Origin of the sequence: Pseudoalteromonas shioyasakiensis (assembly GCF_024518675.1) — a bacterium.
Taxonomy (GTDB): Bacteria; Pseudomonadota; Gammaproteobacteria; order Enterobacterales; family Alteromonadaceae; genus Pseudoalteromonas; species Pseudoalteromonas shioyasakiensis_B.
Genome location: NZ_JANIGL010000006.1, coordinates 25,739 through 49,310 on the forward strand (window position 1 = coordinate 25,739; position 23,572 = coordinate 49,310).

A 23,572-nucleotide genomic window follows, 5' to 3' on the forward strand; every position below is an offset into this window, starting at 1 on the left:
GTTATAAGTTAGTATTGAATGCCGAGTTTATGACTCGGCATTTTTGTTAGTTAAAGTGTTTAACCAATCTGCTGCAGGCTCGGGGCGATGCAAATAGTAGCCTTGGAGTGTCATATTTTGAAAAGATTGCAGCATAGTTAAGTGCTCTTTACCTTCAACTCCTTCTGCAACTATTTTAAGATCAAATAAATCACCTAAACTAACAATCATATCAATAATCAGCTTGTCATTATTGTTACTAGGTGCCTCTAAAACAAACGATTTATCAATTTTTAACTCATCAATCGGTAATTGCTTTAAGTAAGTTAAGCTCGAATAGCCAGTACCAAAGTCATCAATGGATACCCTCATGCCTAATTTTTTTAACTGACGTACCGCAGCAACCGCGTCTTCCATGTTATTGAGTAATGTACCTTCTATGATTTCAATTGTTAGGTTAGCAGGGTTGATAGGGGCATTATTCATGCTGTCAGTGATAAAACTCAAAAAACGCTTTTCATGAAAATGACGGCCACTAATATTGATGGATAGCGATAAACTGGGATTGTGCTGATTAACTTGCTCTAGCAGCTTTAGTGCTTCTGTGGTTACCCAGCGATCTAAATCATAAATAATATCAGACTCTTCGGCTATTGGGATAAATTCAGCAGGGCTAATAAAACCTTTTGTTGTATGTTGCCAGCGAAGGAGCACCTCAGCACCCTTTAAGGTGTGGTTGTGATCATATTGTGATTGTAAGTTAAGTACTAGTTCTTGCTGAGCAATTGCTTGACGTAAGTCTTGCTCAACTTCGAAACGTCGTTTAGCTTGTTCGCCAAAAGATGTATCAAATGAGGTGACTCTATTGCCGCCTTTTTCTTTTGCTTTATAGCAAGCAGCTTCACAGTTTCGAATAGTTTCAATTGCGCTTCCTCTTAATTCGTTACGAGGAAGAATATAGGTTCCTATACTGATCGTTAAACTAATTTTTTGTTCTTCGATATCAAATGGTTCACTGGCGGCTAGTAGCAGTTTTTGCGCGGTTACATTAGCTAAAGATTGTGTTCTTTCATAACCAGTTCCTTTTTGTGTTTCACATAGTACAGCAAACTCATCACTGCCAAGACGTGCAACGATATCTTTATTATCTAAATTATCGTTTATTCGTGTTGCAAACTCTTTTAATACTTTATCGCCCGCCACTAGGCCAAGGCCATCATTAATTGAATGAAAGCTATCTATATCGAGAATAAAAATACAGGTATAGCTTTGCTGTTTATTTTGCTCACGTAATTGTTGATCCAGAATTTTTAAAAAGTTATTACGGTTAGGGAGACCTGTAAGCTCATCATGCCATGTTAAATAGTCAATACGCTCTTGAGTGACTTTTACACTCGAAATATCACTAAAGACACCAATAAAGTTAATGTTAGTATCGACTTCGTTTTTAACCATACTAAGAGTAAGTAATTCAGGATATAGCTCACCGCTTTTTCGTCGTGTAGTCAGCTCACCACTCCAGTAACCCGCTTTGCTTGCATGTAGCCATATATCATCAAAGCTTATCTCTGGTAGGTTATTTTTTTTGATTTCTTTTAATGGTTGTCCAAGAGCTTCACTTTCACAAAACCCTGTTATTCGGCAAAAAGATGGGTTGACAGCAATGATAATGCCCTTGTGATTTGTGATTACTACGCCATCGGCTGTGCTGGTGAGGGCTTGATAAAATAAAGCTTGTTTGGCGGATAGTTTTTTTAATTCAACATCACGCTTGGTAAGCTCAGAAGCAAGGTTTTCTACCTCAAGGAATTTGTCATGTAATTCAAAGTTTTTTTCAATGAGGCGATCGAGCATTCCTTGCACAGAGATGTGTGCACGTACACGAGCACGAACGAGTGCCAATTTATAGGGTTTGTGAATATAGTCCACGGCACCCAGTTCGAAACCTTGTTCTTCGGATTCTTCTTCGGTGAGGGCGGTGACAAATATAATAGGAATACCCTTGCTGTTTTGGTTCTGCTTTAGCTTTTTACAGACCTCATAACCGTCCATCTGTGGCATCATGATATCAAGTAGTATTAAATCGGGACGTGTCGTTTCAATAAATTCAAGCGCACTTCTGCCGCTAGTTGATACGCGAACGTCATAATCTGATAGCAAGCCTTCAACCAATATATGCAGATTATTGGGTTCATCATCAACGATGAGAATTAACGGCTTTTGACGGTCAGCGTTTTGTGTGGATAAGCTCTTTTGGGACACTAATTTCTCAATTTCAGTTTCACCATTAGATAAAAAATAGCTCATGATTAAGGGTTTTGTCTAGTTTTTAAGGCCATTTAAATAGTTATTAATGAGTGTTTTAATCGATTGAAAGTTAAATTGATTTATCGCTTCTCTTAACCGTACTAATTGCGTATTTTCTGATACGTTTTCTATATGCTGCTCAAGTTGTAAAATAAGCACCTGGGGAATAGGTTTAGCTGATTTAGCTAATTCAAGTATTTCATCTAGGTACTCAATATTACTTTCAATATTAAGGGTGATCGCTTGACTTGCTTTTAGTTGGTTAGCAATAGCAAACTGCTCTATTGCACGCAAAGAAATTTCAAGTTGCAGCTGGCAAGGAGTAAAGTTTATCGGTGTAGATTGTTTTACATCTTTTTGGAGTTTCTTAGCCACTTCCTCTAATCGTTCCAAGCCCAGAGTGCCGGTTAAACCTACAAACGTATGCAACATACGTCTTAACTCAAGAATATGTTGTTGCTTATAAAGCACTTCTGCTTCTTTTATAAAGTTACTGTAGTCTTTAGTAAACCGGTCGAACGACTCACTTAACAGTACATTATTAAAGTCTAAGTTCTCTAAAGCCACAGGCAAGTTTATCAATTGTGTCTGGGAGAAATTAGGCGTTGCGAAAAGAGCTGAATTGATATCAAAATTTAAAAAGATGAGCACCTCAGTGCCTTCACCTTGTCTACTCTTGACTTGAATTTCGCCATTTAGCAGTTTGATCAGCTTTTGACTAATACTTAATCCTAACCCTGTTCCAGTATATTTACGGGAGTAGGAGTCATCGCTCTGATAAAAAGGATTAAAAATTGCTGATAACTTATCTTCAGGAATACCAATTCCCGTATCTTTTACTGAAAAACCTAAGGTAGTTGAGTCGTTGTTCAATGAATCGGCCGTTATCGTGATTGTGACACTGCCTTGCTCGGTAAATTTGATTGCATTGTCGACTACAAATTTTAAGGTTTGGTTTAGCTTTAAATAGTCACCTGTCAAGGAGATGTCTTCATCCATATGAAGTAATATATTAAACTCTAGGTCCTTAGACTTACACAAGCTTGAAAATGATTCTGATAAGAACTGTGACACCTCTTTAATGGTAAAGTTAACATTTTCGATAGTGGATTGATTCGAGTCTAGCTTTGATAACTCTAAAATATTATTTACTAATAAAAGTAGGTTGTTACCACTGGTAAGGGATTTGGCAATATACTTTTTATGCGCATCATCTGTAATTTCTTCAGATAAAAGTTGCTGCATTCCTAAAATGATATTCAAGGGTGTGCGCAGCTCATGGCTCATATTAGCGACAAACTTACTTTTTGCCTCATTGGCAATATCTGCTTGATGTTTTGCTGCTTTTAATGCTGAGTTTACCGCTTTCATTTGGTCATTTAGCTCTTGGGTTTCTATTAATAGTGTGTTTGTTTCAACATTTTTCTTATACAGAGAATTGGCCGCTTTTATCGCATGCGAAAATTCATTATCTTGTTCAGGCTCAACCAGTAGACCACGTTGCTTACCGTTGTTCATATCGTTCAAAAGCAAAGAAAGACTATCTATAGGGGATATTATTGTGCGCACAATAAAAATGCATATTGTAATTAATAATACCAACATCACTAGCGCAAATACTTTACTTTGTTCCGCTTGTTGATCTAGGTGTAAGCTGACTTGCTTTTGCGCTTGGAGAAAGGTATTTTTTTCAGTACGGTTTATCTGGTCTGTTAAATACAGTAATTCATTTGCAACACCTGTCAAAACAACATTTACCGAGTAGTTATAGCCTCTCGACAGTAAAATAAGCTGGTTATAGCTTTTTTTTATTTCTAAAAACTCTTTGTTTAGCAACCTATTAGGTTGTATTGAGCCTGGATCAATAAATTTTTCTATCTTATCTAGCTGCAGCTTAAGCTGATCAACATCTTGGCTGGTTGTCTGCGAAATATCGAAGTCAGTATTTTCTAAGTAGTTTTCTGTCGCGTAGTTTATGTTTAAAAGCGTTAGCATTGCATCTGTGTAAATTGCCTCATGGCTCGAGCCTTCAACATTTTTCAACGCGTTGAGGTGCAATATTAAATTATTAACCGCAGGCTTGAAGCGTGTATTGAATAAACGTACACGATTTTCTCTGTTTTTAACGACTTGCTCAAATGTTCGGTTGAAGTTTGTTAAGTGCTCTCCTAAACGAGTAAGCAAGTCTTTATATGAACTTGAATGCTTTTGTGCATTGGCATTGAGTTTCTTTAAGTCGTTTTTAGCATTCAACTGAAAACGTTTAAAGTTATCTACTGAAATTGGCTTGGCTTTATCAACGTAATGAGTTACTTGCCCTTGTAGTGAGATGACGTTATTTTCAAGATCGTTGGTTGCTTCACTTTGAATTTGAGCATCATTTTGTACTGTCAAAAGTATTCTTAGTGAATTTTGCGCACTTGAAAATAAATAGCTTTGAAACAGTAAAATTATAACTAATAATGAGATCGCAGCGATGATTTTTGATTTGATAGAATTTATTTTCATTAGCGGCTAATTAGCTCATACCACTTTTGCAAGCTGTAATCATAGGTTGGCATAACTGTATTCCAAACAGCTACATTGCTGAAACGTTTTAAATAGCTACCACCACTGCGAACGTTACCCGCTTCTACAGATACTTTACCTTGCGTATTAAGCAGTGCCTCCGTTGCTTCTTTTCCTTCATACCAGTATTGCCATTCAGCTTCTGAAAGTAACGGTTTTGAGCGTTCAGGGTTACTTATGTAATAGCCTTGGCGAGCAATAAAAGCACCAGGCCAGCCACTTAACCACCAGTTCATATAGTCATAGGCTGCATCTTTTGTGTTACTAGTGATTTGTGATGATAGGCACATCACACCGTGCCAGCCACGGTAGCCTTCTTTAGGAGCTGCAAATCGTACATTGACACCTTGGCTGTTTAAACTCTCGACAGCGGGAGAGAACATACTTTGAATACTAACCCGGTTATTTTTCATAAATTCAACGGACTCAGGTACTGAGTTCCAAAAGCCATTAAAGTGTTTTTGTTTTTTATAGTCGAGTAAAATAAAAAATAACCTATCTAGTTCATCGCGGGTCATAGCGCCTATATCAACAAATTTTATCAAGCCTTTACTTTGCGCTGCGAGTGCCAAATCAAAAATGCCAATTGTTGGCGCATTTACTATGCCTACTTTGCCACGATTTTTTTCGTCGAGTAACCAAGCCCAACTTTCAGATTCATATGCGCTTCCAAGAGGGATGCTGTCTAAGTTGTAGCCAAATGAATCGACATTGTGGACATATGGTAAATAGCTTATTAAATCTGTTTCTTGTGCGTTTAGAGTACCATCACCTTGAATATTAAGTAATTTGTAAGGCGCATCTCCTGCGCCAATAGATGCGTCTTGAGTAAGCTTTCCGGTTTTAGTGAGAGAGTTGATTTCGTTAAAGTGAGTGATGCGCTTTTTTTCGATTGGCTGGATACTTCCTGCACTCCACAAAACATTGATACTATTAGACCATTGTTCGTAAAGGTCAAAAGAGTTTGGGTCCATTGAAGCTTGTTGTAACACCGAGGCGCTTCCTGCAACGCTAAAAACAATCTCCAAGCCTAAATCATCCATAGCTTGCTTACGAATGGCTTCTTGCAGTGTAACGTGGGTGCCCAGTACCCTTAGGGTGGTTTTTTTACGTGCAAAAACGTATGGGACATGAGTAATGATACTCGCCGTTGCACCAAGGGTTGCTATCTTCTTCAGTGTTGCCCGTTTAGGCAAATCCATAATCGAACCTAATAAACTATTATTAGATTAGGTATAGCTAATCATTAACATAGACTCAAGTTAGGACGATGAAAATAGCTTAAAAATTATTTATTTGAATGAGCAAGAAAAGCAAAGTGTGAGTAAGAAGTGAAAGATAGGAAAGTGGTGGAGCTAAGCAGGATCGAACTGCTGACCTCCTGCGTGCAAGGCAGGCGCTCTCCCAGCTGAGCTATAGCCCCACATTCCTAAAGTTACAAATTTTGTAACCTGCTTAAGGTTCCGTTTAAGCGGGACGAACTTTAATGAGATTTATAAATTTGGTCAAGCATTTTTTATATTTTTTATGAATTTTCACGAAAACAGTGAATTTTTGTTAGACTAGCGACTATTAAAAAGCACAAAGAAACTAATAATGAAAAAATATGCCTGGGTGTTACTGGTTTTGCTCTTTGGTTGCGCCAGCCAAGACGAGCCGCCGTTTGAAATAAATAATAAACAACTGTATAAAAAATTAGATGAGCAAGGTAATAAAATCTTTGCTTATGTGGTGTCAGTAAAAGCAAATAGTAGAAAAAGCCGTAATTCAGATCGTCCGCTAACTCGCAGAGAGTTTAAAGATTTTGCAGAGCAAGAGTATTTTGAAGAATCAAATAGCCTGAAGCTGCAACTTGAAGATCAAGCGGTTGAATTGCTGCAGAACGAGTTAGCGCAACAGCAGTATTGCCCAAGCAATTATGAAATTGATGAAGTCGTATGGCGAGAACTTAGCGTACAACTAAGAGGGCGTTGTTTATAAAATGTTAGAGAGTAAATCTAAGTTAGTCGATTATTTGGCGTATTTGAATATTCAATATGAAGCGATTGAACATCCTGCTCTTCATGGCAGTCTTGATGCTGATGCATTGTTAGTTGAGCGCCCAGGAACCCGGTTAAAAAATCTCTTTCTACGTGATAACGAAGGCAAAAATCATTTTCTAGTGATTACTGCTCATGATAAACAGTTAGATTTAAAAGCAGTGGCGAAATACCAAGGCTTATCACGATTAGGGTTTGCTTCTGATGAGCGACTAGCGCGTTATTTAAAAGTAGCACCGGGTAGTGTGTCTATGTTGGCGCTTATGAACGATAAGCAAAATAATGTGACTTTATGGCTCGACCAAGATATTTGGTTTAGTGAGCTATTTCATTGCCACCCATTTGAAAATACCGAAACATGGTTAATGAAAAAAAATGATTTAGAGCAGTTTTTTGCCAATACAGGGCATCAACCTAAGGTGGTTTTTTTACCTGCTAAATAACCACTTAATACTAAGGCTAATCCGCATAAGCATACTAGCAATAATACAGCCATAAACGCGACGTGCCCATAATGCTGGTATACCAAGCCAGGTAAAAAAGAACCCAGCGCGCCGCCACTATAATAAAATGATACATAACCGCCATTGGTAACGCTCGGTGGCGCGTTACTGATTTTGTTAGCCAAAGGAGCTGCTGTTGCATGAATCATAAACATGGCAGCGCAAAACACCGTAAAGGCAAATAAAAATACCACTAACTGACTATTCATTAAGAGCACAATCGCGGCGCAGTAAAGACTAAAAACAGCACAGAGCAAGTGCCATGAACTGCGACTACGAGTTAATAACCAAGGGGTAAATATTGACGCTAAAGCACCGATTAGATAGCCACTGTACACAAACCCAATATCTCGCGTATTAGTAATTAAAAACGTATTTTGCAAAATAAAAGGCAGGTAATTTAATAACGCTGCAAAACAAAAGAACATGCAAAATACTGCGCCATATAGCGTTAAAATTTGCGCTGTGGCTAATTGTTTTAAATAGTTAAGTGGTGATAACACCTGCTTAGTGTTTTGCTGATGGTTGTTAGGTAGTGTAACTGCAAGTAATACTAAACCTATAGCTATGACGTAGTAAAAACTTTGCCAATTCCATAAGTCTGTAAACACTGCAGCTAAAACGCGACCGAAATAGCCTCCAGCAATAGTACTACCTATGTACAAGGTCATATTCTGCTGTAAGCGATCTGCTTTATATGTGCTACTAACAAAGGTGGTCATAGCGGTCAGGGCAGCAGGTAAAATGAGTCCTTGAATAAAGCGCAGCAGCAGTAGGAGTTCAAAGCTGGGGGCTTTGGTAAATACAATACAGCTTAATGCCAGCATATACATTGCATAACGCAAAATGAGCAACGGATTTTGTTTAGCAAGTAATAAACCATATACCAAAGGGGCAACGGCAAGAGGTAGCATGGTTGCTGTCATAAGGCTGCCGGCATTTGCAGGCGTGACAGAAAATTGTGTTGCGAAAAGGCCTAATAATGGTTGCGGTGCATACAAGACAAAAAATATAAACAATGAGCACAATAATAAGTGAGAAATACGCATTATTTTGACCAGCGAATAAAAGCTGTTAGCTTACGCTTAGTGCTTTTTAAATCAATGATAAAGCAACAATAAGTTGCTTGTTCTGTATTAAAATAGGGTTTTATTGCGTTACATCAGGTTTTGTTTTACCAGCTTTGTTACAGTCACTTTTAATAACTGGCTAAATTACTTCTCTTGCTATGGTGCTTCGATGTTGAGGTAACTGGGCTATGGGTATAAAATAATCCTAATATCAGCATTCAATGGAACAAGGCCATGGGTTCATTACAAGACCAATTGCTACAAGCAGGACTGACTACATCGCATAAAGCGAAAGTGGCAAAAAGCGAAAAACGTAAACAGCAGAAAAAACAAAAAAAGGGCGCAACGAGCAACCCTAGCGATCTGCAAAAGCATATTGAGCAAACTAAGTTAGAACAGCAAAAGAAAGCTGAAGAGCTAAATCAAGCTCGTCAAGGTGATTTAAAACAGCGTGAGCAAGTCGCCCGTGTAAAACAGATTTTAGAGCATCATAATCAAGATGAAATCCGTGGTGAGCGTACTTTTAACTTTACCTATGAAAACAAAGTTAAAGAGCTGGACGTGAATGAAAAAACACAAAAGGCGCTTGCGGGTGGTCGTTTGGCTATATGTGTTTTAGAAGGGCAATTTTTTGTACTTGAAGACGAGCCAGCACGAAAAGTAGCTGAAGTTGATGAAAAGTACATCGTGTTTCACGTTGAGCCAGAAGACAAAGGTAAAGACGATGATGACCCGTATGCAGACTTTGAAGTACCTGATGATCTTGTTTGGTAATTTTTGCAATCGGAGCCTTTTAAACGCGCCCAGTGATCTTCAATGTGTATAAATTGCGTACAAAATTAGCATGCTATTACGCATGGTCTACAATTAAATAAGTAAATTTATAAACCGTCAAAAAGAAGAGAAAATACAATGAGCAAGATAACAACATTACTTTTAGGGGCTAGCCTTGCAATGGCAGCTAGCGCATCTTTTACATCAGCGGCTGCTGAAGGTGAGGCTCTTTACACGGCTAAATTATGCCAAACTTGTCACGGCCCTGAAGGCAAAGCGCCAATTATGGCCTTGTACCCGAAACTGAATGGTCAGAATAAAGAGTACTTACTTGCGCAAATGAAAGACATTAAATCAGGCGCGCGTAGCAATGGCATGGCAGCAGCAATGAAGGCTATGGTTGCTAATGTATCTGAAGAAGAAATGGCAGCAATTGCTGATTACTTAGCTAACGTTAAGTAACCTTCAGGTTAACCTGTACTTAAATTAACACTTAAACAGCCACACCAATTTATTTGGTGTGGCTGTTTTGTGTGTAATGGTTGATTGCAACCTTAGACTGCTTTAGACTTCTATACATCTATTTCGCACTGTGTTCGGTGTGTTTATACAAGGCATAAATATGTTTGAATTACCGCAACTTGATTTAAAAGATAAAGTATCAGCACAAGAATGGCAGTTACGTGTCGATTTAGCCGCGTGTTATCGCTTAGTTGATCACTTTCGTTGGGGGGATTTAATCTATACGCATTTGTCTGCACGATTACCCGGTACAGATCATTATCTTGTCAATGCGTTTGGCTTAACATTTGATGAGGTAACCGCATCAAATCTCGTTAAAGTTGATTTAGCGGGCAATATTTTAGATGACACACCGTTTAGTATAAACCCAGCTGGCTTTACTATTCATAGTGCCATCCATGAAGTGCGTGATGATGCTCACTGTGTTATTCATTTACATACTAAAGAAACCATCGCTGTTGCGACTCAAAAACAAGGCTTACTGCCACTTAGTCAGTATTCGATGTTTTCTTTACCATCATTGTCTTATCATGGCTATGAAGGGCTTGCAGTAAATGATGATGAAAGAAAACGGCTGCAAGATGACCTAGCTGATACAAATCATATGTTACTCGTTAATCATGGTGGCTTAACGGTAGGGCCAACAGTGGGTGACGCCTTTATGCGTTTTTATGATTTACAGCGCGCGTGTGAAATTCAACTCGCATTGCAATCAAGTGGGGCAGACGTCACGCCAGTGCCTCAAGCGATAATCGATAATATTTATAATCAAGCCAATGTTGTGCACAGCGGTAGCACGGGTGGTCAGTTAGCTTGGCCTGCAATGCTACGTAAAGCCTATCGTCTTGATCCAAGTTTTGCTAATTAAGGAATTTTCATGAAAGTTAATCGCGTTGAAGTATTTGATATCCATTGCCCTGAGCGTCCAGCATGGACTCCTGTGTTTGTTCGTATTCACACAGATGAAGGAATTAGCGGTGTTGGTGAGGCAGGTCTTGCATATGACTTAGGCCATAGTGCGGCTGCTGCTATGATCAAAGAAATGGCTGATGCGTTTTTGATTGGTCATGACCCATTTCAAACTGAAAAGCTTTGGTCGCGTATGTTACGTGAAAGCTTTTGGGGTTTAGGTGGTGGCCCTGTAGTTTATGCTGCGATGAGTGCCATTGATACTGCGCTTTGGGATATTAAAGGTAAAGCACTCGGTTTACCTGTTTATCAATTACTTGGTGGTAAAGTAAATGATAAATTGCGCACCTATGCCTCGCAATTACAGTTTGACTGGGATAGCGAGTTTAAAGCGCTAGTACAACCACAAGAATATGCAGAAGCAGCCTTAAAAGCAATTGCAGAAGGTTACGACGCCGTCAAAGTTGACCCTATCCAATATGATAAAGACGGGAACACGTATTATGATCGTACTAAGATCATTTCACGTGCTGAAATGAAACTGTACCGTGCACGTATGCAAGCTATTCGTGAAGCGGTAGGTGATGAAGTGGACATTATTTTTGAATGCCACAGCTTACCGGGTGCAACGTCAGCGATTCAAATAGGTGAAATAGCTGAAGAATTTGATTGTATGTATTACGAGGAGCCAGTTAACTACTTAAACCACTCTCTGCATGCAAAAGTTGCGGATAAGGTTGCTGTTCCGATTGCCGGTGGCGAACGTTTATATAATCGTTGGGGTGTGCGCCCTTATCTTGAAGATCAAAGTATTGACGTACTACAACCTGATATAGGCTTATGCGGTGGTTTTACTGAGACTAAAAAAGTGTGTGATTACGCTGATATTTTTGATGTAAGAATTCAAGCGCACGTCTGTGGTGGCCCTGTAGCGACAGCTGCCTCATTGCACTTAGAAACCGCGATCCCGAACTTTTTAATCCATGAGCACCATACGTATGCGATTAAAAAGTGGAATCGTGAATTATGCTTACAAGATCCGCAACCAAAAAATGGCTTTTTTGAAGTATCTGAAGAGCCAGGTTTAGGTATTGAGCTAAACGATGAGATTGTGATGCGCTCACAAAGAGTAGAGATTAAATAAGCATCTAGCTGCGAGAACCGGGCTACGAGAGGCGAACTGAATTGAGTTTGCTTTGTTGAAGGGGGGGGATTCTCGAAAAATAAAACGGCTTAACTTATAATTTTGAATGTAAAATAAGTACTGGCTGGAAGTGGCTAATTTATCTAAAGTTGTCGAGAAATCCCAGTGTTCAGAGCGAAGCGAAGTCGCTGGGTAGTTCACACAAGATAGTAAGCAACTTGTTAAAGTTGATAAAAATGAAGGGCATTAGTATAGCTAAGTTGCTGCCATAACGCTTGGCTTTTACATAATGAAAAATGGCTTTGCCAAAGCTCAGAATATTTTTGTTGAATTTGGCAAACAGGAAAGTTACTGGCGAACATCACGCGAGTTTGACCAAACTGCAGAATTATAAAATCAAAGCATGTTTGTTGTTGCTGATGATTTAGAGGCAGTAATTCAAATCCAGAATATTTAATATACACATTTTTATTGTCGGCTAACGTGATGATGCCTTTTTGCCATAGTGCTAATTGCTGGGGTAATCCGGCATGATTTATCATCACTTTTAAATCGGGTAAACGCTGACAATAATTGCTAAATTGTTCGCAAACCTCATTATTTTCAAGTTCAAATTGAGCTTCAAAATGCAGCTTATGCTTAGCTAAATAAGCGAGGTTTGTAAAAGTATGAGGATGTAATAGGCGAGTGCTGTCTTCACCCTCGGTGATATCTCTAATGCCAACGAGTGACGGGTGCATTAAATCTGCCATCGCTTTTTTAAAGTCATCAGGTGCAGCATCTATTTTTGCATAGCCGACAGCTTTATATTGGCTATTACTTAAGTGCTCAGTTAGCCAGTATAGCTCGTTGATTGGCTGCTGGTTATCAAACCCCGCTTCTATATGTACAAAAGCAGCCAGTTCATACGGGCATTGATCGATTAGATCGTCAGCGCTGACAGGCTTTTTAATTTGTTCAAGCTTAGGCCAAGCGGGAGGGGTATCTCCCACTAGCCAGTGATAGTGGCCTTTATTTAAGTTAAAAAAGTGCACATGAGGGTCAATAATTTTAGTGTGCATCTTTATTCCTATTATTGCGCAGTGTAGCCGCCATCAATATTTTGCAAACTGCCAGTAATAAAACTGGCGTTATCACTGACTAAAAAGGCGACAAGTGCAGCGACTTCATCAGGTTGACCTAAGCGGCCTAGAGGTTGCAAGGCGCCCTCTTGTTCGACTATCTGAGCTTTATTCGCCCCACTTTTTGCGCAATATGCGTCTATAGCATTATGAAATAAAGGGGTTTCTATGGTGCCAGGGCAAACGGCATTAGCTCTAATGTTATAAGCCGCGTAATCTAGCGCCGTGGTTTTAGCCATCGATGCCAGCGCATGCTTGGTTAAGTTATAAGCAAAAGAATTGGTTTTAGCTATATTAGCCTGATCCGAGGCAATAAAAATAATGGCCCCATTTTGCTGTTTTTTCATGCTTGGTAATACCGCTTTTACTGCGGCATAAGCGCCTTTCACATTTAGTGCAAACAGGGCGTCAAAAGTTGCTTCGTCAGTGTCCTCTATTGTCGCACTTAAGTGTTTTCCGGCGTTTGATACCAGCACATCAATACGGCCTTGGCTTTGTGCAATTTGTGAGATTGCTTGTTCCACATTAGCTACTTGGCTGACATCACATGGTAGCCAGGTACCAAAATCACCATCTTGAATATCTAAATTAAACACTTTAAAACCTTCGCTTTCTAAGCGTTGGCATATAGCACGGCCGATACCTAGACTACCACCGGTGACGATTGCAACTTTTGTCATTCGTTATCCTTAGTGATTGTGACCACAGCCGCCTTCGCTATGAACATGGCCATGGGCAAGTTCTTCGCTGGTAGCTTCTCTAACAGTTAATACATCGATATCAAAGGTAAGGGTTTTACCGGCAAATGGGTGGTTTAAATCACAGTCTGCATTAAAGCGGCCTACTTTTACAAGAGTCACTTGGTGTTGACCTTGATTTGAATGCACCATGGCTGTCATGCCTGGCTTCCATACTTTTGTGTCGCCTTGCAAATGCTTAAGAGGGATGCGTTGAATTAGATCGTCTACACGTTCACCGTACGATTCGCTTGGCGCTAAAGTAACCGTTAAATTATCGCCAGCAGATTTACCTTCAAGTGCTGATTCTAAACCTGGTAACATACCTTCTGCACCATGAATATAGCTTAGTGGCTCACTATTTTTGCTGCTTTCTAGTTGCTCGCCACCTTCACTTAACGTGTAATGAAACTCCACAGCAGAATTTTTACTGATTTGCATACCAATCTCTTTAAAATACGAAAAAATTAATTTTACAGTTAAATATTGCTGATGTGAAACTAATGCGGTTGTTTTAAGGTTTTTTCCAAGCCTGAGAGCATCCCTTGATTGTGTAATTGAGATATCGGCTTAGTCGCTTGCGGCAGGTGTAAAACAAGCTTTGAGCCTGGCTTTAAAATACTGGATGCACTCAGTTGGTTCCATTGTGCTAAGTCTTTATGCGGAACATCGTATAACTGGCTTATACCCCAAATGGTATCTCCGGGCTTTACTTGGTATTCAATAGCAACCGTTGGGATGGCGACTTCGGTTTGTTCAAGGTAGGGGCTGATCTTATAATCAATGGTTAATGAATCAGGCATAGTTCGGGGTTGGCCTACTATTAATGCTTCGCCAATACCGATTAAGTTAGATGTTTTGTTATTCATCATTTTTAGTTTTTTTACCGAGAGATCAAAACGTCGCGAGATGGAATATAAAGTGTCGTCTTTTTGTACTATATATTCACCCGAAAAGTTACTTTTAAAGAACTGGCTGCGTAAAAGGCTTTGCTGCTCTAGTGGCAGTAATAGGGTGTGAGGGCCATTAGGTGAGCTTTGGTTTTTTAAATAGCCAGGATTTAATGTATGCAGTTGTTTGCGCCCAATTCCTGATAGACTCGCTATTACAGAAAAATCGAATTGCTGGCCCACATTAAACTCAGTGGTTAAGGCTTTATTCGCTAATTTAGGGCGTTGTAAACCAAGTTGGGGGTTTTGTACCAAATAACTTAAAGCTAATAATTTTGGTACGTATTCAGAGGTTTCTTTTGGCAGTTTTAACGACCAATAATCAGTGCTTTTTCCGTTGTTTTTATTATCAGCGATGGCCCTTTTAACTCGCCCTTCACCACTGTTGTATGCAGCTAAAGCATGTAACCAATTACCATCAAAACGTTTATGCAGGTATTTTAGATAGGCAAGCGCAGCATCGGTTGCAGCAAGCACATCTCGTCGGCCGTCATACCATTGATCTGAATTAATGCCAAAATGATAAGCTGTTGCACCGACTAATTGCCAAACACCTACCGCTTGTTGGGATGAACTAACTCTTGGCCGAAAGTCACTTTCAACAAAGGGCAATAAAGCAATTTCCATTGGTAAGTCTTGTTGCTCGATTTTACGAACAATATGATAAAGATAAGGAGCCGCACGTTTGTTTACCGTTTTTAAATAAGTAGGCTGCTTGATATACCACTGAATACGTTTATTAAGTGCTTTATTAAGGTAAATTTTAAACTCTAAGTTTGTCGCAATATATTGCCATAAATCAGCACTTTGTTTGACGATAGTGGCATCTGAGGAAGCGGCTTGTGGCTCTGGCTGTAGTTTTATTGTTGGTTTATTGTGTTTATCAGTTTGTGTGTTTGTCTCGATAGCGGTTTTGTTTGCTGGCTCAAAATGATTAAAAATGACTGGTGCGGGTACGTTGTTAATGTCAGCGGTGGGCGTTTTTGTTGTTTCGCAACCGAGTAACATAAAAAGAGTAATCAATAGGGCAAGTAAGTAACTGCGCATAAAAACCACCAAAAATTGTCCTTTATTGAGTGTAGCACAACCGTGTGCAGTGACTATTTTGACTGTTTAGCGCGTTTAAGTCCAGCTTGTAGAAACATTACGTAAGCTTTTTGAGATATCTCGTCAGTAATATATTGTTTCGCAAATCGCTGATCAAAACTTTGTTGTAATTGAGTTAGATCTTGCTCAGGGTTGGCTGTTACATGCTGTTGTATTGCGGTTAAAAAAGCTAAAGGTTGCTTTAGTTCGTTATTTGATAATTTAGCACCATGGCCGGGTAAAATTATTTGTGCACTAGTAGAGTGGTTTAATTGGCTTAATAATTCGCGCCATTTGCTTAAGTTACCGTGTCCTGGGTAAGGCAAGTAATCAACGATATCACCACCAACAAGAATCGTGTTTTGCTCTGCATAGAGCATTAAGTCAGCGTCTGTGTGCGCTTGATAGGCATTAATCGTGATGGGGTAATTACCTAAGTCGAGAGTGAGGGTGTCTGAAACGGTTATCTCTGGTGGCTGTAATGAGTATGCGCGCCAGCGTAATAGCCGTGTTTTTGCTAATTCAAGTTTATCACGCCAAGCGGATTGTTTATCTTTAGGTTGTTCGGCTAACCGTTGAAAGCTTAATTCGATACTTTGCTCATAGCTATCTAATTTGTCATTAAATGCTTGCTGAAACCGCGGGTACTCGGCAGCTAACTGGTCATGGGTGATCAACTTGGCATTGGGGTAATAGTGTTGTAGTACGGCCATGCCAAGTAAGTGATCATCGTGAAAGTGGCTCGCGACTAAGTAACACAAAGGTATATTCAGCGTTTGCTTTAGGTGCTCGATAGTCGCCTCAACAGCTGAAAAATTACCACTAGCATCAAACATTAATGCGCAGTGATCACCTTTAATTAGCGTTTGGTTAGAATCATAAAAACGCAACTTTGTAGGTTGTTGTAAAAATTCAACATGCTCTGAAATTGTTTGCCATTGAGCTTGAGCCTGGCTGGTCGGTAATAAGGTAAGGGCAATGACTAATAAATGAGTTAAACGAAAACTGAAAAGGGGGTTAGTCATGCTGTTATCCCTAGAGTTAATATGGTCTTTAGCGGATACAAAACAAGCGCAAAATGCGCTTGTTTATTTATCACTTGGTTGACCTAAGTGTAAGCTGAGTTTATCAATCAGCTCATCTTGCTGCTGTTGTGCAATGGCTTGTTGCTTTTGCAATTCCAATAACTCGTGACTGATGTTCAATGCAGCCATTAACAAGGCTTTTTGATCATTTCGTACTGTAGAACGCTGTTTCATTTGTTCTACTAAATCATTGAGGTGTTTTGCAGCAGCAATGAGTGCATCTTCTTGACCGGGTGGGCAAGCAAATTGCTGCTCTTTGCCAAGTAACTCAACGGTGACCCGTTGGTTTTGCAGCTCAGACATTAGCTAGCCTGTTGGGCGCTTTGTAGCTTCTCTAATAGACCGCTTAAGGTTGTGCTTGTGTCTTTTTGTTTCTCTTCACTATCAAGTACTTCAAGTTGTAAAGTCTCATTTTCATCAATCAGCTTACTATTTTTTTCTGTAAGGCTGGTTACTTCTGCTTGCAATTCATTATTGCGGCTGATTAATTGGTCGATCAGTTGTTCGAGTTGAGAAAGAGTTTCGTTGTTCATAAAGGCGCTCATATAACTGTTATTGATAATTAGCAAATGTAAAGCAAAGTTAGTTTATATGCCAGCATTTACGCTTGTTTTAGCTGATTTTTATTTGCCGTTAAGGGATAATTCAGTTAATGCGCTTTTTCATTCAGAATCGGTTCACGCTCAGTTGCCAAATACACGATGTTTATGGTTCACTGATTTTATAAATTGGCTTATAGCGAAACAAAAATTATGCTCAGTTACAGACACTCATTTCATGCAGGAAACCCTGCTGATGTCCTCAAACACTTAGTGCTTGCCCAAGTGTTGAGTTACCAAACAATTAAAGATAAGCCGCTCGATTATATTGACACCCACTCAGGTGCTGGCTTTTTTGAGTTGGCTTCTGCAGACGCGCAAAAAACGCAAGAATTCCAAGATGGTATTGCTAAGCTTTATCAACATAAAAGTGAGCATAGCGCGTTAAACGACTATATTGCGTTGATCAAGTCATTCAATAGTGAAGGCGAACTTGCTTTTTATCCTGGTTCTCCAAAAATAGCCGAGCACTATTTACGGCGCCAAGATAAGGGCTGGTTTTTTGAATTACACCCAAAAGATCTTGTTTTACTTGAGCAGAATATGCAGGGTAAGCGCTCAATTCGAGTGCGTGGCGAAAATGGCTTTGCTGGGTTGGTAGGCTTATTACCACCGGCATCACGACGTGCATGCGTGCTTATTGATCCCCCTTATGAAATTAAAGATGATTATGATGTTGTGGTGAAAACCTTAATTAAAGCCTATCAGCGCTTCGCAACGGGCACTTATATGATTTGGTATCCGGTTGTTGATAGAGAGCGTATCCTGCGCATGGAGGAAGGGCTTATTGCCTCAGGTATGCGCAATATTCAGCTCTTTGAGCTTGGCACTGAAGCAGATACCGACGTTCACGGTATGACAGCCTCGGGCATGATAGTTATTAATCCGCCGTGGAAATTAAAACAAACCATGGATGCCGTATTGCCTGAGTTAGTAAGCTTGTTAAGTGACGCCAGTGGTTTTTACCGTAGCGAGCAGCTAGTAGAAGAGTAACTAACCAGAGTTTAGGTTAACTAGGAGTTTTTGTTCTGTTTAAAAACGCCCAAAATTGCTTGGGCGTTTTTAATATATTGAACATTAATTAAAGTAAGTTGCTTTGAATGTAGCTGTGACTGCACCCGTTTGGTCTTTCATCGTCAACGTTTCACCGTTAATTGTGTATTCGCTTACTGCATCAAGTACCGCTGACATAGTGCTTTCAACATCCATTTGCTCAATACACATTTTTTGCGTACTTGCTAAAGGGTTAAAAGAAAGTGCTTGGTTATTAACTTCATAACTACCAGTGAAATTATTACAGCCTAAAAAGCCATGAGTAGTACCATCATCTTTAAACTGGATAAAAGGTTCTTTAGTTTTTACCGTAACATCTTCGCCATTAAAACTGATGGCTTTCCAATATGTGTTTGTCAGTGTCACGTCAGGTTTGGCCGCAGACACTTTAGAGACGACTATTTCTAATGGCTCATCAGATTGCGCAAAAGGGTCATTATGTGTTGTGCTGGTATAAAGTAATTGACCCTGATTTTCAATACGTGCACTGACGCTGTAGCGATTGTTTTCTTTAATGCTAGATTGATCATAATGGAGTGAGACCGTGTAGGGTGGCGCACCCTCTAATTTTATTGTTTGCTCAGAAATAACCTCTGCCTTAACATCCATTTTTGATACATCTGAAAGCTTAACCGTCAACTCGGAGCCTGGACGCAGCATACTACGATCTAAATACGTCACTTGAGTGTTTAGGGTTGTCATCGTCTTTTGTTGCTCGGTATTAGTGTCACTGGTTTTATCTTGGCCACAGCCAGTTAGGGCAACACTTGAAACTAATAAAGCGATGCAAGTGAACGATGTTGTTTTTAATGACATAAAATTTCCTTGGGTGAACTAAGCAGGTCGTTTACTCTGCCGAAACTAAGTTAAAGTGTATTGCTAAAACACTTAATATTAGCTTAATCCAACAAAAAATGGGCTAGCAGCCCATTTTTAATAAAAACTTTTATGCTAGGGCTTTTGGCCCCTGCAAAATTAGATTATTTCTTTACATACTTAGTCAAAATAACAATGCGTTGCCCATCAACACGGCCTTCAATATGTTCTGGGTTGCTGGTTAAGCCGATATTTCGTACTGGTGTGCCGCGCTTAGCCACTAAACTGCTGCCTTTAACATCAAGGTCTTTAATAAGCGTTACAGTGTCACCAGCTTGTAAAACAACACCGTTGCTATCGAGGTGTTTAATATCATCTTCTTGAGCTAATGCTTTTTGCGCCCAAGCTAGGGTATCTTCTTCAAGGTAGATCATATCCAGCGCATCTTGGGCCCAACCATTCTCGGGTGCTAAACGAGTGAGCATTCTATATGCTACAACTTGTACTGCCGGTGTTTGGCTCCACATGCTGTCATTTAAGCAATGCCAATGGGTAGGCGTTAACTCAGTGCTGGCTTCTATTTGCTCTTTGCAGATCTGGCAAGTGTAAATACATTTATCTGAATGAGCTTCGGTAACAGGGGGAACTTCGTATACAGATAGGTTGTCGGTTGTACTACACAGCTCACATTGATTATTACTGCGTTCTACTAGGGCTTTTTCAATGCTCATATATTGAGGCTCTTTTTAGTCTTAAGCTAAAGGGGAGCCTAGATAATAGCAAACCATGCTATAGAATAGAATATAGCCATATTTAAAGTGTGGGTATTTTGCTAATTTCATCTCGGTATTTTTGTTCAATTTTATTCAAACCCCCTGTTTGATGAAGTTGTTTAATTGCCTGATTTATCTGTGGTAACAGGTGACGATATTTTTGCAAAATGCGAATTCGTAAAAAGCCATCTGAATGAAGAGCTCCAAGCTTCACCTTTACAGCTAATTCATTTGACCAATATAAAGCCGATAATTCACTGATGATAACGACTTCAATACGTTGACGTGTTAGAGCTTGTATGAGCTCTTTTTCAGAAGGAAAGTCAACACGATTGAATTCATCATCATTATGGTAATAATAACCCCTCACGGTGCCGACATTTTTTCCTTTTATTGCAGCTAAAGTTTGCCACTTGTCGGTATGCTCAGGTAAAGATACTAAATATTCAGACATCTTGAAAAGGGGGGCTGAGTAAACAAAAAGTGGGTTGTTACGCTCGTTTTTTGATAGCCAAGCCGTACTAATAATATCAAAATCAATCTGGCTGGTGGTGAGCGATTTGACTGTGCGCCTAGCAGGTAGCACAACGTGCTGGCCCTGAATATTCGCTGTGGCGAGTATTTGCTCTACTATTTCGGGGAAAATACCGGGTAAATCAGAGTCACCCGTATAGTAGGGGTAATAATTTCCCGAGCCAGTTAAATTATACTTTAATGTAACTGCGTCGTCCGCGAATAACGGCTTACAGAAAAAGTAGCAAAGGATTAGAAAATAGAACTTAATTACAACCTCCTTAGGCCCCCATGAGTACGTCGTGTAGTTTAAGTGATTATAGGGGGTTATTTTTCCATCTACATTTGAGTGTTGTTTATATTTTTATTTTTGGCAACTTTTTAAGTTGGTGCAAGCTGTAAAAAATTCACTATACTGAAGACATATTGAATAATAATTTAGTCGCTGTGTGTGGCTAACATTATTAGCAGGGATAAAAATGCCGGAAACTAAAACAACAAAAATTGTATCAACGATAGTTACTCAGTATATTGCTCGCCAACCTATTTTTAATTCAGAAAAAGGTGTCTTCGCGTACGAGCTTTTATACCGGGATTCGGCTAATAATACATTTCCTGTTGGGACGACTGACGGTCAAGCGACTGGGCGGCTGTTTTTTAATGCACTGATGCTTATTGGCATTGAAAAACTAGCAGCTAATCAATGTGCGTTTATTAATTTATCTACCGATGCTTTACTTGAAGATTTCCCTAAGCTGTTACAACCACGAAGTGCAGTGATAGAAATTGTTGAGCGAACTGACAACATAGCTAAAGTAACAAAGCGTGTTAAGGCATTAAAAAATGACGGCTACCGCTTTGCTCTTGATGATTATGATGGCGATGAAAAGTGGGAGCCATTATTAGAGCTTGTTGACTATATTAAGTTGGAAGTTGAAGAGCCACTGATCAAAACAAATATGATGCTTAAAAAGCTTAAGCGTCGCTTTCCAGACGTTAAAATTATAGTTGAACGGATTGAAACCCATGAACAGTTTTTAATGCTAAAAAATGCAGGCTGTGACTACTTCCAAGGGTTCTTTTTTGCCCGCCCAGAAATGCTCAGTTACCACAATGTTGAACCTTCTAAATTAGCTGTTTTTGACTTGTTACGGTGTACTTCACGCCCTGATTTAGACTTTGATGAAGTCCATCAACGAGTAGCAAAAGATGTTGGTTTAACAGCACGTATTTTAAAACTGGTAAATGCTCGCTCAAAAAGTCAGAACTTGGTAATTACCTCTATTTCGCAAGCGGTAATTTATCTTGGTGAAGATGCAATTCGCCAGTTTGTCAGGGTGCTCGCTTTAAGTGAGCTCGGGGTTGATAAACCCACTGAGCTGACTAAGCTTGGCTTGATTCGAGCTCATTTTATGCAGCTTATGTTAGAGCCTGGCGGCAAAGATATGTCTGAGCAGGGTTACTTGGTTGGTTTAATGTCGGTACTTGACGCGATTTTAAATATGGAATTAGACGCCATAGCCCAAGAGTTTAGTTTAGGTGATGAACTCTCCAGCGCTCTTTTGAGCTTTAATGGTATGTTGGGGGCTACTTTACAGCTAGCCCGCTGCGTGGAAGAAGATAACTGGTCTTTGGCTGAAAAACTGCTGGAAACAATTCGCCCAGCTTCTGAAGTTGAGATTGTTTATAATGCTATGCTCAGTGCCCGCCAGTATGGCGACGAAGTATTAGCATCTATCATTGAACAAGAATAGTCACTTCAGTATGATGCGTGATTAATTATTAGGTCACTGAAGATACTGCATGCGCTTACTTTTACCCATATTCACTATTTTAATTGCTCTGGCGTTACTTGTCCCTGGTGTCACCCAACCTGTTTTGACACTGGAAGGTAAAATCGATAAGTCTAAGTTAGCTCAGACGGGTATTGAGATGTTGGCTGATGAGGGGGATCGTAACACGCGTAACCTATTGGCGATGGCGTCAAGTATGTTAGGGCTAGATAAGCTTGAAGGTGAAATTAGTGCTTATAAAAAAACTCGCAGTATTTGGGGCACAGTTACTGAACTTGCTACTAATAAAAATTACATAGTGGCCGCATTAGTGGCGTTATTCTCTATTGTTATCCCCACTTTAAAGTTACTACTGCAATTGGTTTATTTATTTTTACCTGAGAATAATATTAAGCGACTACTTGGTCTGACTGTACAGCGCATAAGCAAGTGGAGCATGGTTGATGTGTTTGTTATAGCATTAATTGTTGCTTATTTGGCAGGAAACGCCGATGGCCAAATGGGTGAATTAATTAATATGCATGCCCAGTTAGGTAACGGCTTCTGGTTCTTTACGGGTTACTGCTTATTTGCAATCGCCGCCAGTAATCTTATTAAAATAGAGCCAAAGCATCATTAATTATTTGTGTTGCCAAGCAAGTTACAATAAACTTTAGCTGATAGCTGATAGCTGATAGCTGATAGCTGATAGCTGATAGCTGATAGCTGATAGCTGATAGCTGATAGCTGATAGCTGATAGCTGATAGCTGATATTTATTTTAAAGGCATTTTTTTGCAACGAATCCACATTAGTTTTTTGACCATAATTTTGTTACTCACATTAGTGGGGCAAGCTGTTGCGTCTGTAACTATGTCATGTGAAATGCCACATAGTGGGCATGTTCATTCAAGTAGTGAGATGAGTAATGCAATGCACCATACTATGCCTGCTAACATGATGGATATGGATTGTTGCGATGATAGCGCTAGCGCTAAACAAGAATGCAGTTGCCTAGTCAGTGCATGTTCAGCCCATTCAGCATTAGGTATGGATGGTTTATTTATTTCTGCTTTATCACTGTCAGAAAAAGTACAGCTTTACACCTTACAAAACCAGCCCTATATAGCCAGTTCACTCTACCGTCCGCCCATGTCTGCTTAATTGCAGGATAGGTGCGTCTGAATTTTAGAATATATCGCTAAAACCATCTATTTCTGCCTCTCAATTTTTAAATATTTAATTTTTAGTGG

At 39.6% G+C, this 23,572-nt stretch carries 24 protein-coding genes and 1 tRNA gene; 10 read left to right on the forward strand and 15 right to left on the reverse strand.

What is annotated here, in order from left to right:
* Positions 1-27 precede the first annotated feature (27 nt).
* The 4 genes from NQT69_RS15370 to NQT69_RS15385 form a co-directional block, all read right to left on the reverse strand.
* Positions 28-2,286, reverse strand: a complete 2,259-nt coding sequence (locus NQT69_RS15370) for a two-component system response regulator (RefSeq protein WP_256828569.1) — start codon at positions 2,284-2,286, stop codon at positions 28-30.
* Positions 2,287-2,301: 15 nt separating this feature from the next.
* Positions 2,302-4,680, reverse strand: a complete 2,379-nt coding sequence (locus tag NQT69_RS15375) for a sensor histidine kinase (protein WP_256828570.1) — start codon at positions 4,678-4,680, stop codon at positions 2,302-2,304.
* 113 nt (positions 4,681-4,793) lie between these two features.
* Positions 4,794-6,056 (reverse strand): ABC transporter substrate-binding protein, encoded by a 1,263-nt coding sequence (locus tag NQT69_RS15380; protein ID WP_256828571.1) that lies wholly within the window; start codon positions 6,054-6,056, stop codon positions 4,794-4,796.
* A gap of 145 nt (positions 6,057-6,201) precedes the next feature.
* Positions 6,202-6,277: transfer RNA gene (locus tag NQT69_RS15385), tRNA-Ala, on the reverse strand.
* Positions 6,278-6,450: 173 nt separating this feature from the next.
* Here NQT69_RS15385 and NQT69_RS15390 point away from each other — a divergent pair.
* Entirely contained in the window at positions 6,451-6,834 is a 384-nt protein-coding gene (locus NQT69_RS15390) for a hypothetical protein (protein ID WP_256828572.1), read from the forward strand.
* A gap of 1 nt (position 6,835) precedes the next feature.
* Positions 6,836-7,336, forward strand: coding sequence for a prolyl-tRNA synthetase associated domain-containing protein (locus tag NQT69_RS15395; RefSeq protein WP_256828573.1), 501 nt, complete (start codon positions 6,836-6,838; stop codon positions 7,334-7,336).
* Here NQT69_RS15395 and NQT69_RS15400 read toward each other — a convergent pair.
* The gene (locus NQT69_RS15400; protein WP_256828574.1) at positions 7,303-8,445 is read right to left on the reverse strand and encodes an MFS transporter; all 1,143 of its coding nucleotides are present in this window, start codon (positions 8,443-8,445) and stop codon (positions 7,303-7,305) included. The genes NQT69_RS15395 and NQT69_RS15400 overlap by 34 nt on opposite strands.
* Before the next feature lie 255 nt (positions 8,446-8,700).
* Between NQT69_RS15400 and NQT69_RS15405 the strand changes: the two genes are divergently transcribed.
* From NQT69_RS15405 to NQT69_RS15420, 4 genes are all read left to right on the forward strand, one after another.
* Positions 8,701-9,240 carry a DUF2058 domain-containing protein gene (locus NQT69_RS15405; protein WP_256828575.1) on the forward strand — a complete coding sequence of 180 codons (540 nt, stop codon included), beginning with the start codon at positions 8,701-8,703 and terminating at the stop codon, positions 9,238-9,240.
* A gap of 138 nt (positions 9,241-9,378) precedes the next feature.
* Entirely contained in the window at positions 9,379-9,702 is a 324-nt protein-coding gene (locus NQT69_RS15410; protein ID WP_256828576.1) for a c-type cytochrome, read from the forward strand.
* Positions 9,703-9,862: 160 nt separating this feature from the next.
* Complete coding sequence (locus NQT69_RS15415; RefSeq protein WP_256828577.1) at positions 9,863-10,630, forward strand: class II aldolase/adducin family protein; 768 nt, start codon at positions 9,863-9,865, stop codon at positions 10,628-10,630.
* A gap of 9 nt (positions 10,631-10,639) precedes the next feature.
* Entirely contained in the window at positions 10,640-11,815 is a 1,176-nt protein-coding gene (locus NQT69_RS15420) for a mandelate racemase/muconate lactonizing enzyme family protein (protein WP_058560482.1), read from the forward strand.
* A 221-nt stretch (positions 11,816-12,036) separates the two neighbouring features.
* On the opposite strand, the gene NQT69_RS15425 is transcribed toward NQT69_RS15420, so the two are convergent.
* From NQT69_RS15425 to zapB, 7 genes are all read right to left on the reverse strand, one after another.
* Positions 12,037-12,876, reverse strand: coding sequence for an amidohydrolase family protein (locus NQT69_RS15425; protein WP_256828578.1), 840 nt, complete (start codon positions 12,874-12,876; stop codon positions 12,037-12,039).
* An 11-nt stretch (positions 12,877-12,887) separates the two neighbouring features.
* Entirely contained in the window at positions 12,888-13,616 is a 729-nt protein-coding gene (locus NQT69_RS15430; RefSeq protein ID WP_256828579.1) for an SDR family NAD(P)-dependent oxidoreductase, read from the reverse strand.
* A 9-nt stretch (positions 13,617-13,625) separates the two neighbouring features.
* The gene (locus NQT69_RS15435) at positions 13,626-14,114 is read right to left on the reverse strand and encodes an FKBP-type peptidyl-prolyl cis-trans isomerase (RefSeq protein ID WP_256828580.1); all 489 of its coding nucleotides are present in this window, start codon (positions 14,112-14,114) and stop codon (positions 13,626-13,628) included.
* A 59-nt stretch (positions 14,115-14,173) separates the two neighbouring features.
* Positions 14,174-15,670, reverse strand: a complete 1,497-nt coding sequence (locus NQT69_RS15440) for a transglycosylase SLT domain-containing protein (RefSeq protein WP_256828581.1) — start codon at positions 15,668-15,670, stop codon at positions 14,174-14,176.
* A gap of 53 nt (positions 15,671-15,723) precedes the next feature.
* The gene (locus NQT69_RS15445; protein ID WP_256828582.1) at positions 15,724-16,734 is read right to left on the reverse strand and encodes an MBL fold metallo-hydrolase; all 1,011 of its coding nucleotides are present in this window, start codon (positions 16,732-16,734) and stop codon (positions 15,724-15,726) included.
* Between the two features lie 63 nt (positions 16,735-16,797).
* The gene (locus NQT69_RS15450) at positions 16,798-17,097 is read right to left on the reverse strand and encodes a cell division protein ZapA (RefSeq protein ID WP_256828583.1); all 300 of its coding nucleotides are present in this window, start codon (positions 17,095-17,097) and stop codon (positions 16,798-16,800) included.
* Positions 17,097-17,327 carry a cell division protein ZapB gene (gene zapB / locus NQT69_RS15455; protein ID WP_256828584.1) on the reverse strand — a complete coding sequence of 77 codons (231 nt, stop codon included), beginning with the start codon at positions 17,325-17,327 and terminating at the stop codon, positions 17,097-17,099. Before zapB ends, NQT69_RS15450 begins: the two co-directional genes overlap by 1 nt.
* 219 nt (positions 17,328-17,546) lie before the next feature.
* Here zapB and NQT69_RS15460 point away from each other — a divergent pair, with 219 nt between their 5' ends.
* Entirely contained in the window at positions 17,547-18,386 is an 840-nt protein-coding gene (locus tag NQT69_RS15460) for a 23S rRNA (adenine(2030)-N(6))-methyltransferase RlmJ (RefSeq protein WP_256828585.1), read from the forward strand.
* Positions 18,387-18,470: 84 nt separating this feature from the next.
* Here NQT69_RS15460 and NQT69_RS15465 read toward each other — a convergent pair whose 3' ends face one another.
* The 3 genes from NQT69_RS15465 to NQT69_RS15475 all read right to left on the reverse strand — a co-directional run bounded on the left by NQT69_RS15465 (position 18,471) and on the right by NQT69_RS15475 (position 20,879).
* A complete protein-coding gene (locus NQT69_RS15465) occupies positions 18,471-19,262 on the reverse strand; it encodes an META domain-containing protein (protein ID WP_256828586.1) in 792 nt (263 codons plus the stop codon).
* Positions 19,263-19,426: 164 nt separating this feature from the next.
* A complete protein-coding gene (locus NQT69_RS15470; RefSeq protein WP_256828587.1) occupies positions 19,427-19,993 on the reverse strand; it encodes a PhnA domain-containing protein in 567 nt (188 codons plus the stop codon).
* Positions 19,994-20,075: 82 nt separating this feature from the next.
* Entirely contained in the window at positions 20,076-20,879 is an 804-nt protein-coding gene (locus NQT69_RS15475) for a substrate-binding periplasmic protein (protein ID WP_372823396.1), read from the reverse strand.
* Positions 20,880-21,027: 148 nt separating this feature from the next.
* Here NQT69_RS15475 and NQT69_RS15480 point away from each other — a divergent pair, with 148 nt between their 5' ends.
* The 3 genes from NQT69_RS15480 (at position 21,028) to NQT69_RS15490 (ending at position 23,483) form a co-directional block, all read left to right on the forward strand.
* Complete coding sequence (locus NQT69_RS15480; protein WP_256828588.1) at positions 21,028-22,302, forward strand: EAL and HDOD domain-containing protein; 1,275 nt, start codon at positions 21,028-21,030, stop codon at positions 22,300-22,302.
* 49 nt (positions 22,303-22,351) lie between these two features.
* Entirely contained in the window at positions 22,352-22,960 is a 609-nt protein-coding gene (locus tag NQT69_RS15485; protein ID WP_256828589.1) for a paraquat-inducible protein A, read from the forward strand.
* Between the two features lie 154 nt (positions 22,961-23,114).
* On the forward strand, positions 23,115-23,483 hold the full coding sequence (locus NQT69_RS15490; protein WP_256828590.1) for a hypothetical protein: 369 nt from the start codon (positions 23,115-23,117) through the stop codon (positions 23,481-23,483).
* Positions 23,484-23,572 lie beyond the last annotated feature (89 nt).